The organism is Micromonospora sp. NPDC001898, from assembly GCF_042891255.1.
Lineage (GTDB): Bacteria > Actinomycetota > Actinomycetes > Mycobacteriales > Micromonosporaceae > Micromonospora.
Genome location: NZ_JBIATC010000005.1, coordinates 94031 through 107287, shown reverse-complemented (window position 1 = coordinate 107287; position 13257 = coordinate 94031). Strand labels below are relative to the sequence as shown.

Sequence of the window (13257 nt, the reverse complement as noted above, 5' to 3'; positions counted from 1 at the left end):
AGATAATGGAAGAGCTTGCAGGCGCGTACGCAAGAACTTGCCCGTGGGCTAAAGTTCGCCCATGCGTGCTCGACTGTCCGACATCGCCCAGCAGGCCGAAGTCAGCGAGGCCACGGTGTCGCGGGTGCTCAACGACCGCCCCGGCGTGGCCCCCGAGACCCGGCAGGCCGTCCTCACCGCCCTCGACGTCCTCGGCTACGAGCGCCCGGCCCGGCTGCGCAAGCGCAGCGCCGGCCTGGTCGGCCTGGTCGTGCCGGAGCTGGACAACCCGATCTTCCCCGCCTTCGCCCAGGTGATCGAGTCGACCCTGGCACAGAGCGGGTTCACCCCGGTGCTGTGCACCCAGACACCGGGCGGGGTCACCGAGGACGAGTACGTGGAGATGCTGCTCGACCGCCAGGTGTCCGGCATCGTCTTCGTCTCCGGGCTGCACGCCGACACCGCGGCCAACCACGACCGGTACCGGGCGCTGATCGCCCGACCGCTGTCGGTCGTCATGATCAACGGATACGTGCCGGGCATCGCCGCGCCCTTCGTCTCCTGCGACGACCGGGAGGCCACCGAGCTGGCCGTGGCCCACCTGGTCGCCCTCGGGCACCGCCGGATCGGCCTGATCACCGGCCCGGACCGGTTCGTCCCGGTACAGCGCCGGGTGGCCGGCTGGCGGGCCGCCATGGAGCGCCTGGCGGGCCTGCCCGAAGCCGAGCTGGACGAGCTGGCCGAGCTGACCCTCTTCGGGGTGGAGGGCGGCGAGGCGGCGGCCGGGCGGCTGCTGGAGCGCGGGGTGACCGGCCTGGTCTGCGGCTCCGACCTGATGGCGCTCGGCGCGATCCGGGCGGCCCGGCAGCGCGGCCTGTCCGTGCCGGGCGACCTGTCGGTGGTCGGGTACGACGACTCGCCCCTGATGGCCTTCACCGACCCGCCGCTGACGACGATGCGGCAGCCGGTGGCCGCGATGGCCGTAGCCGCCGTCCGGGCCCTGGTCGACGAGATCAACGGGCACGCCGCGCCACACTCGGAGTACCTGTTCCGGCCCGAGCTGGTGGTGCGCGGCTCCACCGCCGTCGTCCGTCGGGACGCCACCGGCCCGGCGACGGGCGGCCCGACCCGGCAGCGCCCGACGCCCCCGGCACTCCCCGTCCCCGCCTGAGCCGGCCCCGGCCCTCCCTCGCCCCCGCCCTCCCTCGGCCCCGCCTGAGCCGGCCCCGGCCCTCCCTCGCCCCCGCCCTCCCTCGGCCCCGCCTGAGCCGGCCCCGGGTGCGCCGGCCCCGGGTGCGCGCCGGCCGCTTCCCGCAGCAGCCACCGTCCCGCACCGCGGATCGTCCGGCGAGTCCCACCACCGGGCCGACGTCGACACCGCCTCCCACCACCTGGGGCGTCATTTCTTGCGCAAGTCCTGCTTGACTCTTGCAGCATCCGGGCGGCATCCTGCTCTGACACCCGGGTGACACACCGCCGTGCCACGCCGCGCCACGCCGTCCCGCGCCACAGAACGGGGATCGCCACCGATGACCGCCAGCAACCCGACGCCACTGACCTCCGACGACGACTGGTGGCGCTCCGCGGTCGTCTACCAGGTCTACGTCCGCAGCTTCGCCGACTCCAACGGCGACGGCGTCGGCGACCTCCAGGGCATCCGCGAGCGCCTGCCGTACCTGCGCGACCTCGGGGTGGACGCGCTCTGGCTGACCCCCTTCTACACCTCGCCGATGGTCGACGGCGGCTACGACGTGGCCGACTACCGCAACGTGGACACGATGTTCGGCACCCTCTCCGACTTCGACGCCATGATCACGGACGCGCACGCCCTCGGCCTGCGGATCATCGTCGACCTCGTGCCGAACCACACCTCCAGCAGGCACCCGTGGTTCAAGGCCGCGCTCGCCGCCGCCCCCGGCTCGCCGGAGCGGGCCCGCTACCTGTTCGCCGAGGGCAAGGGCGAGAACGGCGAGCTGCCGCCGAACGACTGGGAGAGCATCTTCGGCGGCCCGGCCTGGACCCGGGTGCCCGACGGCCAGTGGTACCTGCACCTGTTCGACCCGGCCCAGCCCGACCTCAACTGGCGGCACCCCGAGGTCCGCGCCGAGTTCGAGGAGGTCCTGCGCTTCTGGCTGGACCGGGGCGTGGACGGGTTCCGCATCGACGTGGCCCACGGCATGATCAAGGCCGAGGGGCTGCCGGACGTCGGCTTCAACAGCATGACCACCGGCCGACGCCAGTCGGAGCTGCTCGGCAAGGGCCGGCTGCCGTACTTCGACCAGGACGAGGTGCACGAGATCTACCGCGCCTGGCGGCCGATCCTGGACAGCTACCCCGGCGGCCGGATGGCGGTCGCCGAGGCGTGGGCCGAGACGCCGCAGCGGCTGGCCCGCTACATCGGCCCGGACGAGCTGCACCAGGCGTTCAGCTTCGACTTCCTCGACGCCACCTGGTCGGCTGACTCGTTCCGCAAGGTGATCGACACCGCGCTGGCCGAGGCGACCATCGTCGGCGCGCCCACCACCTGGGTGCTGTCCAACCACGACAAGCAGCGGCACGTCACCCGGTACGGCGACGGCGAGGTCGGCCTGCGCCGGGCCCGCGCCGCCAGCCTGCTGATGCTCGCCCTGCCCGGCTGCGCGTACGTCTACCAGGGCGAGGAGCTGGGCCTGCCCGAGGTGCTCGACCTGCCGGACGAACTGCGCCAGGACCCGTCGTTCCTGCGCACCGGCGAGAGCCGGGACGGCTGCCGGGTGCCGATCCCGTGGAGCGGCGAGCTGGCCCCGTACGGCTTCGGCCCCGAGGGCAGCGCGCCGAGCTGGCTGCCGGCCCCGGCCACCTGGGCCGCCCTCTCCGTCGCCGCCCAGGCCGGGGTGCCCGGATCGACGCTGGAGCTGTACCGTGCCGCGCTGCGGATCCGGCACTCCCACCCCGCGCTCGGCCCGAGCGCCGGCGAGGTGACCTGGCTGGAGACCGCCGGCCCGGGAGTGCTGGCCTTCCGTCGGACCGCCGGCGAGGCCGAGCTGACCTGCGTGGTCAACCTCAGCGAGGCCGAGGTCCTGATCGACGGCTACGGCCAGCCGGTCGCCGCCAGCGCGGAACTCACCGAGCAGGGCGTCGGGCACGTCCTGCCGGTGGACGCCGCCGCGTGGTTCGACCGGCGCTGACCTGGGTAGACTCCCATTTGAGCCCCTGGTCCTCCGTTGTGCCCCGCGCCGACGGAGGGCTGGGCAGTCGACCCCTTGTGGTGGGGGGTGAGGTGCCGCCGACGCCCCACGGAGTTCGCTCCGTGGGGCGTCGGCGACCATCTGGGCCACGGGACCGACGCGCGTCACGCCGGTCGCGGGACGGCGGACGTGTTCCCCGTCACCGCGGCCAGGGAATCCCGCAGGCGGCCACGGGTCAGCCGCCCTTCTCGGTGAGCAGCTTGGCGATCCGGGCGAAGCCGGCCCGCAGCTCCGCCTCGTCCGGCGCCGGGAGCGGCCCGGTCCGGTCGTCCGCCTCGGCCGCCGTCTCCAGCTCGTCGTCGATGACGTCCTCGAAGTCGCCGTAGAGGTCGGCCGCCTCGATCCGGTTGTCCTCGTCCCGCGCGGCGAGCTGGGCGGCGGCGATCTCGCTGCGGATCTCGTCCGGGGACAGCGCCGGCAGCAGGGGCTCGACCACCCCCATGAGCTGTTCCTCGGCCACCACCGACTCGGCGAGGGCCAGCGCGTGCGCTCGCTCGTACGGGCCGCAGACCACCGGCTCCCACTCGTCGGCGTCGCCGAGCGGCCCGAAGGTGATGATCCACGGCAGGCCGAGCATCGGTGAGTCTTCCGGCAGGTCCAACGTCACGAGAGCGCCCACGCGCTCATCATGGTGGATTCTCACGTTCAGGCGTGTAGCTTTTGCCCGAATTGCCGGTTCTTCGGTTGTCGGTCCGGTGCACGTCCGCCGCCCCGCCCGGGACCACTCACCCTCGCCGGGCCGCGTCCAGGGCCGCCCGGACCAGGTCCAGCGCCGCGTCCGGCGCGACCCCGAGCCGCGCGGCCTCGGCCGCGTAGCCGCCCGCCGCCCGCTGCAACCGGTCCACCGCGTCGTCCCGGCCCGGTGCCACGAAGGTGCCGTGCCGCCCCCGCGTCTCCAGCAGCCCGGCGGCCTCCAGTTCCCGGTACGCCCGGGCCACCGTGTTCGCCGCGAGCCCCAGCTCGCCGGCGAGCCGGCGGACCGTCGGCAGCCGGGTACCGACCGGCAGCCGCCCGTCCCCGATCTGCTCGGCGAGTTGGCCACGCACCTGCTCGTACGGCGCCACCGGCGACGCCTGGTCCACGACGATCCGCATGTCAGCCCGCTCCCCCGGGCGCACCCGGATCGGTGTCGGCGTCGACGTCCGCCGGCACCGGCCCCTCGGCCAGGTCCACCACCTGGCCGTACGGGCTGGTCGCGGCGAGCGCCGCGCCGAACAGGACGAGCTGGTTGAGCAGGTACAGGTAGAGCAGCACGCCGACCGCCCCGGCCACCACCGCGTACGCCGGGTTCCGCTCGGTGCGCACCACGTAGTACCGCCCGACCGTGTTCAGCAGCGTGATCCCGACCGCGACCACGAACACCACCGGGCGCAGCCGACGCCGGCTCATCCGAAGCCGGGGCACCGCCACCAGCAACGCCGTCGCCAGCACCGCGTTGACCAGCACGCTGAGTACCGCGCTCACCACAGTCAGCCCCACCGAGCCGGTGCTGCCCAGCAGGAACCGCAGCAGCGACTCCAGCGTGTCCACGGCGGCCACCGAGACACCGAGCATCACGAACACCAGCACCAGCACGCCCAGGTCGATCACCCGGCGCACCACCAGGTTGCCGGGCTGCTGGTTGAGCCCGTATATCAGCCGCTGCGACGAGCGGATCGCCTCCACCCAGCCGATCCCGGTGAAGGCCAGGATGACCAGGCCGATCACGCCGACGGTGCCGCTGCTCTGGGCGATCTGCGCCGGGTCCAGGAAGGGCAGGTTCTCCCGGAGGAACCCGGCGGCGGAGGCGCTGATCTCGTCGTTGTCCTCCAGGATCGCCCCGAAGATCGCGTACGCGACCAGGCCCAGCGCGAAGACCGCGAAGAAGCCGTAGTACGCGATGGCCGCCGCCAGCCGCGCGGCGAGCACATCGCCGTAGAGCGTCCCGGCCCGCCACAGATGGTCGAACGTCCGTGACCGGCGGCGGGCGGCGGCGATCCGCCGGCCGATGCCGGCCTCGATCCGCCCGATCACGTTCACGCCGTCATCCTCGCCGATCGGCCGCCGACACGTCGACGGCCCGCCGGGTTCAAGCCCCGAGCAGGAAGTCCCGGCGCGGCTGCCACCGGGCCTGCCCGCTGTGGGAGAAGAGGGTGAACGAGCCCACCTCGAACATCGCCGAGAAGTCGGCCAGGTCCTCGTACACCTTGTCCAGCGCCTCCGGCGCGACGTCCTGCGCCACCGTGACGTGCGGGTGGTACGGGAAGCGGGTCTCCCGGTGCAGCTCGGGCGCGACCCTGATCGCGGCGGCCAGCAGCTCGCACTCGCTGATCCCGGCGGCCACCGCCACGAAGACCACCTGGGTGACGGGACGGAACGTGCCGGTGCCGCGCAGGTGCAGCGCGAACGGCAGGTGGGCGGCGGCCACCGCGGTGAGGTGCCGCTCGACCGCCGGCAGCGCCGCCACCGGGATCTCGGTGGGCCCGAGCAGCGTCACGTGCGCCTGGACCACCAGGGGGTCGCCGGTCTCGACCCGGCGCCGGGTGAGTGTCCCGCCCCACGGTTCCGGGATGTCCACCGCGATCCCGATCTGGATGGTGTCGCCGGCCACCGGCGCCCCGTCCCTGCGATCCACGTTCCGCGCCACCCCTTCGGCCACCGAGCCGTCCACCCGTATCACGTCGCGCGGCTACTCGAAGCACGCCGGCGAAAACATGCCGGCAATTCTGTCAGCACCCCCCGGCGTACGTCATGACGGGCCGGCGGGTCGGCTCTCGGCCGCCGGCACCGGGGCGGCGACCTCGCGCCGCGGCTCGGGCAGGCGCACCGCGGAGACCGCGAGCCGGGCCACGCGGCGCCCTTCCAGCGCGAGCACCCGCAGCAGCCACCCCTCGGGCGGGACGTCGGGGGAACCGCCGTCGCCCGGGGCCAGGGGCACCGGCACCTCGTCGCCGTCGATCGGCAGCCGGCCGAGCGCCGCCATCACGTACCCGCCGACCGTCTCGTACGGGCCGGCGGGCAGCCGCACCCCGGTGCGCTCGGCGAAGTGGGCGAGGTTGAGCCGGCCGTCCACCACGGCGGGCAGCCCGGCCAGCGCCGGCTCGGGGGCGTCGTCGTGCTCGTCGTGGATCTCCCCGACCAGCTCCTCGATCAGGTCCTCGCAGGTGACGATGCCGGCGGTGCCGCCGTACTCGTCGACCACCACCGCCAGGTGGTGGCCCTCGCGGCGCATCTCGGTCAGCGCGGCCAGCACCCGCTTGCTGCCGGGCAGCTGCTTGACCTCCCGGGTCAGCTCGCCGACGGTGGCGTCCGGATCGAGGTCGGGGCGCAGCAGCACGTCGCGCAGGTGGACGAAGCCGACCACGTCGTCGTGGGTGCCGTCGACCACCGGGTAGCGGGTGTGCGTCTCGGCCCGGACCAGCTGCTCCGCCTCGGCCAGGCTCAGCGCGGCGGAGAGGAAGACCACCTCGGTGCGGGGCATCATCACCTCACGGACCAGGCTCGCGCCGGCCACCAGCACCTCGTCGATGATCCGCCGCTCGTCCGGGTCGAGAACGGTGTTGGCGGCGACCAGGTCGCGCAGCTCCGCCTCGCTGATCCGTTCCCGGCCGGCTGCGGGGCTGGCCCCGAGCAGGTCGGTGACCAGCCGGGTGGCCCCGTCGGCGGCCCGGACCACGAGCCGGGCGACCGCCCGGGCCAGCGGCCCCGGAACGCGTCGAGCCCGGCTCGGCGATCGTCGCCGGAGCCCGGGACCGCCCGCTTCCCGCATGTCTGTAGATGGTAGAGCCCCGAGGGCCCGGCGGCGGCCCGTGCGGCCACAGCGAGCCGTCGTAAGGTGATCACGAACGGCCACGCGAGACGCGGCCAGGCAGGAGGCTCGACGTGAAACTGCTCGTCACCGGCGGCGCCGGCTACATCGGCAGCGTGGTGACCCGGATGCTGCTCGACGCCGGCCACGAGGTGGTCGTCCTCGACGACCTGCGCACCGGGCACCGGGAGGCACTCGCCCCGGAGGCCACCTGGGTCGACGCGCCGATCCACGACGCGGCCCGGGTGCTCACCCCGGGGGCGGGCTTCGACGGGGTGCTGCACTTCGCCGCCCTGATCGCCGCCGGCGAGTCGATGGTCCGGCCGGAGCTGTACTGGCAGACCAACACCGTCGGCTCGCTCGCCCTGATCGACGCGGTCCGGGCCGCCGGCGTGCCCCGGATGGTCTTCTCCTCCACCGCCGCCGTCTACGGCAACCCGGTCGAGCTGCCCATTTCGGAGACGGCCGTCAAGGCCCCCACCAACACGTACGGCGCCACCAAGCTCGCCGTCGACATGGCGCTCACCTCCGAGGCGACCGGGCACGACCTGGCCGCCGTGTCGCTGCGCTACTTCAACGTCGCCGGGGCGTACCTGCGCGGCGACCTCGCCATCGGCGAGCGGCACGACCCGGAGACCCACCTCATCCCGATCGCCCTGGACGTGGCCGCCGGCCGGCGGGAGAAGCTCCAACTCTTCGGCGACGACTACCCCACCGTCGACGGCACCTGCGTGCGCGACTACATCCACGTCGAGGACCTGGCCCGCGCCCACCTGCTGGCGCTCACCGCCGCCGTTCCCGGTCGGCACCGGATCTACAACCTGGGCAACGGTGCCGGGTTCACCAACCGGCAGGTCGTCGACGTGGTCCGCGAGGTCACCGGCCGCCCGCTGCCGATCGAGGTGGCGCCGCGCCGCGAGGGCGACCCGGCCGAGCTGGTGGCCTCCTCCGCGCTGGCCCGCGAGGAGCTGGGCTGGGTGCCCGAGAAGCCCACCCTGCACGACATGGTCGGCGACGCCTGGGCCTTCTACCGCACGCACGTCCTGGAGCGTCCGTGACCGGTCCCGCGCGTCCCGGCCCCGCCGGCGACGTCGCCGCCCGTGCCGACGCCGGCTTCCTGCACCGGTACGGCGAGCCACCCGCCGGCCGCTGGGCGGCTCCCGGGCGGGCCAACCTGATCGGCGAGCACACCGACTACAACGACGGCTTCGTGCTGCCGTTCGCGCTGCCGCTGCGTACCGTCGTCGCCGCCGCGCCGCAGGACGGCCTGCGGTGGACGGTCTGGTCGGAGCTGTCCGACTCCCCGGTCGAGTTCGGCGCCGACGAGGTCGCCGCGCCCGGCCGGGTCTCCGGCTGGGGCGCGTACGTGGCCGGGGTGGTCTGGGCGCTGCGCGACGCCGGCCACGACGTGCCCGGCGCGCGGCTCGCCATCGCCTCGGACGTGCCGGTCGGCTCCGGGCTGTCCTCATCGGCGGCGTTGGAGGCCGCCGTGCTGGCCGCCCTGGTCGACCTCGGCGGGGTGGACCTGCCGGCCGAACGGCGGCCCCGGCTCGCCCAGCGGGCCGAGAACGCCTACGTCGGCGTCCCCACCGGGATCATGGACCAGTCTGCGGTGATCCGCTGCCGCCCCAGCCACGCGCTGTTCCTCGACTGCCGTACCGAGTCCGTCGAACACATCCCGTTCGACCTGGCCGCCGCCGGCCTGGCCGTGCTGGTGGTCGACAGCCGGGCCCCGCACCGGCACGCCGGCGGCGAGTACGCCTCCCGCCGCGCCTCCTGCGACCAGGCGGCGAAGCTGCTCGGGTTGGCCGCGCTGCGCGACGTCCCCGCCGCCGGGCTGGACGAGGCCCTCGCCCTGCTCCACGACGACGAGACCCGCCGCCGGGTCCGGCACGTAGTGACCGAGAACCAGCGGGTGCTCGACACCGTCGAACTGCTGCGCGCCGGCCGGATCCGCGACATCGGCCCGCTGCTGACCGCCTCACACGCCTCGATGCGGGACGACTTCGAGATCACCGTGCCGGAGATCGACACGGCGGTCGAGGCGGCCCTCGCGGCCGGGGCGTACGGCGCGCGGATGACCGGCGGCGGCTTCGGCGGCTGCGTCCTCGCCCTGGTCGACGCCGACCGCGCCGACGCGGCGTCCGCCACCGTCACCACCGCCTACGCCGCCCACAACTTCCCCGCCCCCAACTTCCACCTGTCCACTGCCAACACCCACCCCTAACACCCCGCCCCCTCCCCCGCGACCCACGGCCGCTATTTCACGGAAAGAGTGGCCATCCGGGCTCGGATGGCCACTCTTTCCGTGAAAGCGCGGGGCGTTCGAGGGGCGGCGTCAGACGGTTTCGACGATCATGCCGGCGCCCACGGTGCGGTTGGTGGCCTCGTCGATGATGACGAAGCCACCGGTGGTGCGGTTGCGGCGGTACTCGTCGGCCAGGAGCGGCACCGTCGTCCGCAGCCGGACCCGGCCGATCTCGTTGAGCCTCAGTTCGGTGGCGGTCTCGTCGCGGTGCAGGGAGTTGATGTCGAAGCGGTAGTGCAGGCCCCGCACGATCGCCCGCGCCGATCGGGTGGTGTGCTTGATCGCGTACTTACCGCCGACCTGCAACGGGCGGGTCTCGTCCATCCAGCAGACCATCGCCTCGATGTCCTGCGCCACCGCCGGGGCGTTGTTCGGCCGGCAGATCATGTCACCCCGGGAGATGTCGATCTCGTCTTCGAGCCGGACCGTGACCGACATCGGCGGGAACGCCTCCTCCACCGGCCCGTCCGCGGTCTCCACCGTCGCGATGCGGCTGGTGAACCCCGACGGCAGCACCATCACCTCGTCCCCCGGCTTCAACACCCCCGAGGCCACCTGACCGGCGTACCCCCGGTAGTCGGTCACCGTCGTGGACTGCGGCCGGATCACGTACTGCACCGGGAACCGCACGTCCTGCAGGTTCCGGTCCGAGGCGATGTGCACCCGCTCCAGATGATGCAGCAGCGACGGACCGTCGTACCACGGCATGTTCTCCGACCGGGACACGATGTTGTCCCCCCGCAGGGCCGACACCGGCACCACCGTCAGGTCGGGCACGTCCAGCTTCGCCGCGAACGCCGTGAACTCGTCCGCGATCCGCTCGAACACCTCCTGCGAGAAACCCACCAGGTCCATCTTGTTCACGCACAACACCAGGTGCGGCACCCGCAACAACGAACACAGGAACGCGTGTCGCCGCGACTGCTCGACGAGGCCCTTGCGCGCGTCCACCAGGATCAGCGCCAGATCGGCGGTGGACGCCCCGGTGACCATGTTGCGGGTGTACTGGATGTGCCCCGGGGTGTCGGCGATGATGAACTTCCGTCGCGGCGTGGCGAAGTACCGGTACGCCACATCGATCGTGATGCCCTGCTCCCGCTCCGCCCGCAGGCCGTCGGTGAGCAACGCGAGGTTGGTGTACTCGTCCCCCCGCGCCGCGCTGACGGCTTCGACGGCGGCGAGCTGGTCGGTGAACAACGACTTCGTGTCGTACAACAGCCGGCCGATCAACGTCGACTTACCGTCGTCGACGCTCCCCGCCGTCGCGAACCGCAGCAGGTCCATCGGCCGCGCCCCGAGATCGACCTCGGCGGCCACAGTGTCGGTACTCATCAGAAGTAGCCCTCCCGCTTACGGTCCTCCATCGCGGCCTCACTGACCCGATCGTCACCCCGGGTCGCGCCCCGCTCGGTGATCCGCGTCGCGGCCACCTCCTCGATCACCAGCTCCACCGAGTCCGCGTCCGAACGCACGGCAGCGGTGCAGGAGGCATCGCCCACCGTCCGGTAGCGGACCTGGGCCTTGAACCGCTCCTCACCCGCCCGGGGGTGGAAGAACTCGTTCACCGCGTAGAGCATCCCGTCCCGCTCCACCACCTCGCGCTCGTGCGCGTAGTAGATCGAGGGCAACGGGATCCGCTCCCGCGCGATGTAGTGCCACACATCCAACTCGGTCCAGTTCGACAACGGGAACACCCGGATGGACTCCCCCGGGTGATGCCGACCGTTGTACAACGACCACAGCTCCGGACGCTGGTTCTTCGGATCCCACTGCCCGAACTCGTCCCGGAACGAGAACACCCGCTCCTTCGCCCGCGCCTTCTCCTCATCCCGCCGCGCCCCACCGAACAACGCGTCGAACCGGTGCTTCTCCACCGCGTCCAGCAACACCGGCGTCTGGATCCGGTTCCGCGTCCCGTCCGCCGCCTCCCGCACGAACCCCCGCGCCAACGCCTCCGGCACACTCGCCACGATCAACTGCAGGCCCAGCTCCGCCACCCGACGATCCCGGTACTCCAGGACCTCCGGGAAGTTGTGCCCCGTGTCGACGTGCATCACCGGAAACGGGATGTTCGCCGGCGCGAACGCCTTCTGCGCCAACCGCAACATCACGATCGAGTCCTTGCCACCGGAGAACAGCAGCACCGGCCGCTCCATCTCCGCGACCACCTCGCGCATCACGAAGACGCTCTCCGCCTCCAACGCGTCGAGGTGCGAGACCTGGTACGCGGCGGGGGTGGTCATGACACGGCCTCGATTCGCTCGGATCCGCCCATGGGATTCCAGACCTTTCCGGTCGGACACGTAAAGAAGAACGCTCAGGCTACCCGGACTGCCTCTGCAACGCTGCAAGCAACCGGCTGGCGAGATCCTTGCGGCAGACCAGCAGGTCGGGCAGGCGCGGATCAGCCTCGTTGTATCTCAGCGCAGATCCGTCGATCCGGGAAGCATGCAGTCCGGTGGCCGTCGCCACAGCTACCGGGGCGGCCGAGTCCCACTCGTACTGGCCGCCGGCGTGGATGTACGCGTCGACCTCACCGGTCACCACTGCGGCGATCTTCGCCCCCGCCGAGCCCATCGGAACGAGATGAGCGCCGACGTCCTCCGCCAGATCGGTCAGAAAAACCGGCGGACGACTACGACTGGCCGCCAACCGGATGACCTGCCCCCCGCCCGCGGCCGTCGCCTCCAGCGCCATCGGCGGGTACGCCGGCGGTTGGTCCGTGCCCAGCACCCGGTGTTGCGCCGGCAGCCCGACCGCGCCGGCCACCAGGCCGTGCGGGGTGGCGGCGTTACGCGCCCAGAGCGCCACGTGCACCGCCCAGTCCGAGCGCCCCTCCTCGGCGTACTCCCGCGTCCCGTCCAGCGGGTCGACGATCCACACCCGGTCGGCGGTCAGCCGGGGCACCGCCCCGGCGTTCACCTCCGCCGCCCAGGCCAGCCGCGAGCCCTCGTCCTCCTCGGAGAGGACCGCGTCCCCCGGGCGCCACTTCGCCAGCTCAGTCCGGATCAGGTCGTGCGAGACCTTGTCCCCTGCCGACTTCAACGCCCCCGGGTCGGCGAAGCCCATCTCCGTACGCAGGCCCAGCAGCGCCTGCCCCGCCTGGGCCGCCAACCACCGGGCGAACGCGCCGTCGATCATCGGAGGACTGCCCACAACTCGCTCCCGTCGCCTCGCCGGCGACCCGGGCCGCCGGCTGCGGTTCGCCCGAAAGGCGCAGACTACCCGGCCGGGCCCCGGTCGCCCGAGTACGCCCCGCCCAGGTCACGCCCCGTGATACAGGTTCTGGGTCGGCTCCACGCCCCGGATGACCACCGACTCGACCACGTCCGCCGCCCGGTCGACCAGGAATTCGAGCTCCTTGCGCTCGGCGGCGGAGAAGTCCGACAGCACGTAGTCCGCCGGGTCCTGCCGACCCGGCGGCCGGCCGACGCCGAACCGCACCCGGACGTAGTCCTTCGTGCCCAGCGACTTCGACATCGAGCGCAGGCCGTTGTGCCCGCCCTCACCGCCGCCGCACTTCACCCGCACCTGCCCGTAGCCGATGTCCAGCTCGTCATGGATCGCGATCACCTGGCCCGGCGGCACCTTGTGGAACTGCGCCAGCCCGGCCACCGGCCCGCCGGAGAGGTTCATGTACGTCAGCGGCTTCGCCAGCACCAGCTTCGGGCCACCGAACCCGAGCCGCCCCTCGGTGACCTCAGCCACCGCCCGCTTGTGCCGACCGAACTTGCCGCCCACGCGGGCGGCCAGCAGGTCGGCCACCATGAAACCGACATTGTGCCGATTGCCCGCGTACTCCCGACCGGGGTTGCCCAGGCCGACCACCAGCCACGGCCCCGCCTCGTCCGTCACGCCACGCCCCTCCCGCTCTCAGCGCCGCCCACCACGGCCGTGCGACCCGACGACCACCCCGATATGCCGACAGGCGCCCCCGATCACGGGAGCGCCTGTCG

General features: G+C 72.9%; 13 protein-coding genes. 4 read left to right on the top strand and 9 right to left on the bottom strand.

What is annotated here, in order from left to right:
- Positions 1-61 precede the first annotated feature (61 nt).
- Both ACFYZF_RS13575 and ACFYZF_RS13570 read left to right on the top strand, forming a co-directional pair.
- A complete protein-coding gene (locus ACFYZF_RS13575) occupies positions 62-1150 on the top strand; it encodes a LacI family DNA-binding transcriptional regulator (RefSeq protein ID WP_387019591.1) in 1089 nt (362 codons plus the stop codon).
- Positions 1151-1508: 358 nt separating this feature from the next.
- Positions 1509-3146, top strand: a complete 1638-nt coding sequence (locus ACFYZF_RS13570; RefSeq protein ID WP_387019588.1) for a glycoside hydrolase family 13 protein — start codon at positions 1509-1511, stop codon at positions 3144-3146.
- Positions 3147-3381: 235 nt separating this feature from the next.
- Here ACFYZF_RS13570 and ACFYZF_RS13565 read toward each other — a convergent pair whose 3' ends face one another.
- The 5 genes from ACFYZF_RS13565 to ACFYZF_RS13545 all read right to left on the bottom strand — a co-directional run bounded on the left by ACFYZF_RS13565 (position 3382) and on the right by ACFYZF_RS13545 (position 6954).
- On the bottom strand, positions 3382-3825 hold the full coding sequence (locus ACFYZF_RS13565) for a hypothetical protein (protein WP_387019585.1): 444 nt from the start codon (positions 3823-3825) through the stop codon (positions 3382-3384).
- 106 nt (positions 3826-3931) lie between these two features.
- The gene (locus ACFYZF_RS13560; protein ID WP_387019582.1) at positions 3932-4300 is read right to left on the bottom strand and encodes a GntR family transcriptional regulator; all 369 of its coding nucleotides are present in this window, start codon (positions 4298-4300) and stop codon (positions 3932-3934) included.
- 1 nt (position 4301) lies between these two features.
- Positions 4302-5225: a YhjD/YihY/BrkB family envelope integrity protein gene (locus ACFYZF_RS13555; RefSeq protein ID WP_387019579.1), complete on the bottom strand. Its 924-nt coding sequence runs from the start codon at positions 5223-5225 to the stop codon at positions 4302-4304.
- 49 nt (positions 5226-5274) lie between these two features.
- A complete protein-coding gene (locus tag ACFYZF_RS13550; RefSeq protein WP_387020379.1) occupies positions 5275-5862 on the bottom strand; it encodes a 2'-5' RNA ligase family protein in 588 nt (195 codons plus the stop codon).
- Between the two features lie 72 nt (positions 5863-5934).
- Complete coding sequence (locus tag ACFYZF_RS13545) at positions 5935-6954, bottom strand: hemolysin family protein (RefSeq protein WP_387019577.1); 1020 nt, start codon at positions 6952-6954, stop codon at positions 5935-5937.
- A 113-nt stretch (positions 6955-7067) separates the two neighbouring features.
- On the opposite strand from ACFYZF_RS13545, the gene galE reads away from it, so the two are divergent.
- Together galE and galK are read left to right on the top strand one after the other, a co-directional pair.
- Positions 7068-8051, top strand: coding sequence for a UDP-glucose 4-epimerase GalE (gene galE / locus ACFYZF_RS13540; protein ID WP_387019575.1), 984 nt, complete (start codon positions 7068-7070; stop codon positions 8049-8051).
- Positions 8048-9220, top strand: coding sequence for a galactokinase (gene galK, locus ACFYZF_RS13535; protein ID WP_387019572.1), 1173 nt, complete (start codon positions 8048-8050; stop codon positions 9218-9220). The genes galE and galK overlap by 4 nt, the downstream gene beginning before the upstream one ends.
- 111 nt (positions 9221-9331) lie before the next feature.
- On the opposite strand, the gene cysN is transcribed toward galK, so the two are convergent.
- From cysN to pth, 4 genes are all read right to left on the bottom strand, one after another.
- Positions 9332-10633, bottom strand: a complete 1302-nt coding sequence (gene cysN / locus ACFYZF_RS13530) for a sulfate adenylyltransferase subunit CysN (protein ID WP_387019569.1) — start codon at positions 10631-10633, stop codon at positions 9332-9334.
- The gene (gene cysD, locus ACFYZF_RS13525) at positions 10633-11544 is read right to left on the bottom strand and encodes a sulfate adenylyltransferase subunit CysD (protein WP_387019566.1); all 912 of its coding nucleotides are present in this window, start codon (positions 11542-11544) and stop codon (positions 10633-10635) included. The genes cysN and cysD overlap by 1 nt, the downstream gene beginning before the upstream one ends.
- A 79-nt stretch (positions 11545-11623) precedes the next feature.
- The gene (locus ACFYZF_RS13520) at positions 11624-12442 is read right to left on the bottom strand and encodes an inositol monophosphatase family protein (protein ID WP_387020376.1); all 819 of its coding nucleotides are present in this window, start codon (positions 12440-12442) and stop codon (positions 11624-11626) included.
- 123 nt (positions 12443-12565) lie between these two features.
- Positions 12566-13156, bottom strand: coding sequence for an aminoacyl-tRNA hydrolase (pth, locus tag ACFYZF_RS13515; protein WP_387019563.1), 591 nt, complete (start codon positions 13154-13156; stop codon positions 12566-12568).
- Between the last annotated feature and the right edge of the window lie 101 nt (positions 13157-13257).